Source organism: Streptomyces sp. NPDC002690 (assembly GCF_053592415.1).
In genome coordinates this window covers 1-2047 of record NZ_JBSFVR010000664.1, presented here as the reverse complement: position 1 = coordinate 2047, position 2047 = coordinate 1, and the positions used below count along the sequence as shown (strand labels likewise).

The 2047-nt window shown below is 67.9% G+C and carries 1 pseudogene; it reads right to left on the bottom strand.

From position 1 onward, the window contains the following. Positions 1 to 2047: pseudogene (locus ACWD3D_RS36475) on the bottom strand (hypothetical protein); the annotation flags it as partial.

Genomic DNA, 2047 nt, shown 5'->3' with positions numbered 1-2047 from the left:
CGTAGAGCGGCCTCCTCTTGTGGATCGGTGGTCGTGTCGATCCTTTGCTGCAGGTCGTCGGCGTGCAGGCCGGCAGCTTCCAGGGCCGACTCCGCTGTGCGCAGGCGTGCCCGCGCCGCGATCTCTGTTGCGCTCAGCGGGTCGTCGACGCTCGGTGACTCATCGATCGACGCGGCGGCGGTTTCCCGCGGTGGTGACTGCCCGACTGTTCGTGCCCCGGGCAGGGGCGCTCGGGAGGAGACGGCTTGGGGCGGGGTGGGTGTGACGGGAAGGACGGGCGGCGTGTTCGTGCCGTGGTAGACGATGGGCACGCCCTCGCCCAGCGCGAGGAATTCGTTCTCGTCCTCACGCAGGAAGAGCGTGTGCTCCGACCAATTCTCCTCCTTGGGGACAGCCCGGCTTTGAAGGTAGGTGCCGAACACGCGGTGCAGAGGCACCTCTTGAGAGGTCACCCAGAAGGGGCCCAGCGTGTGACTGTCCGTGTCCGTGGGGTCCTTGTACGGCTCCATGAGGCTGTACGACTCCGCAGGACCCCGCTTCATCTGGACCTGGCCGCCCACCGGAGGCATGGTCTCGTTGTACCGCTCGAACAGGCTCCGCTCCTCCAGACGGATGAGCTGTACGACCCCTCGCGCGGCGTCCACGTTCGGGATCTGCACCCGATGCAACACCTCATAGGTGAAGGCATGTTGAGCCGCCATGCTTCGCACGTACGCGGGGCTGAAGGCGGTCACCGGGAAGTCTCTCCCCCCGTCCTGCCAGCTGTCGCTGCGCACGAGGCTGCTCTGCTCGTCGAGCCGGGACATGTGATAGCCCGCTTCGTCCTGCGGGGGACGGAAATGACTGACCATCACCTTGAAGTACTGCGAACTGGAATGGATGGAACCACCGGCCTGGCCGAGGGACCAGTCGGCCAGCCAGTCACTGTCCCCGCCGTTGTCGTTCACCCAGGAGTGGAAACGGGAGGACACGCCGTGTTCACCGCGCAGGGATCCGCCCACCGGGCGCTGCGCCGACGGGGAGCCGTCGGTGGGGTCGGTCAGCGCCCACACCGGGCCGGCGTCCGACTCCAGCCGGGCCGGCAAGCCGTCCAACAGGTCGCCCTCGCCGAGCAGCATCTGCATCCGCAGGAACTCGCTGCGGTACTCCGGAAGCCACCCGTCCGCCTCCAGCAGGGAATTCGTCCTCAGTAGTCGCTCTGCGGCGTCCTTCTCGGCCCCGGAGGCGTTCTCGTCGGCGACGATGGCGTCGGCCCGCTGCACTATGAGTGACAGATACTGATGGGTCGTCACCAAAAGTGCATCGTAGGCGTTCACGCCCTCGTACGGATTCTCCCACTCGGAGATCGCCCGGTTGTCGGGGTAGACCATGGGGTAGGTCCTGCCGTCCCCCAGGGTGATCACGCCGAAGTCAGGCAGCGCCGGAGCGTTCGACCAGAGTGTGGCTGCGGTGAAGGGGCCCGTCGGTAGCGCGTCGGGCGAGAGCGCGGTCGGTACCGGCGGAGACGCACTCCGCTGTCTGTCCTGGCCGTCCTGACTGGTTTCGGGGTCCGCTTGGTCGTCGGGCTGAGCGGGTGCCGGTGCCACGTAGACCGGTGTCGGCGCGGCAGCGGGCGGAGGAAACGTCGTCGTGGGCGGGGGCGTGCTCACGGTCGGTGAGGACGGGCCCCAGTCGGCGTCGTCGGAGTCGGCTGCGTCGGAGTCGGAGTCGGAGTCGGAGTTTTGTCGGCGGAGGCCGGGTGGTATCGGGAGCATGCGGGGGGCGACGGCGTCGGTGTCCCGTTGCGTGGTGTTGTCGTCGCTCTCGGGCCCGAGGGGTTGGGAGACGGGGTCGATCCAGGTGTGGCTGCGGGCGGATGCGGTGCCGGCAGCGCGGGTTTCCTTCCAGTTGCCGTTGCTGTGCTGGATGTCGGTGTCGCCGATGAGGGTGGCGAGGAGTTGGAGGTGGCGTTGGCGTAGTTGGGCTTGGGGGAGTGCGTCGGGTGAGGGTTGGTGGTAGTTGCCGAGGAGGCTTCCCTTGATGTCGGGGCGGTGGGGGACGGTGTCGT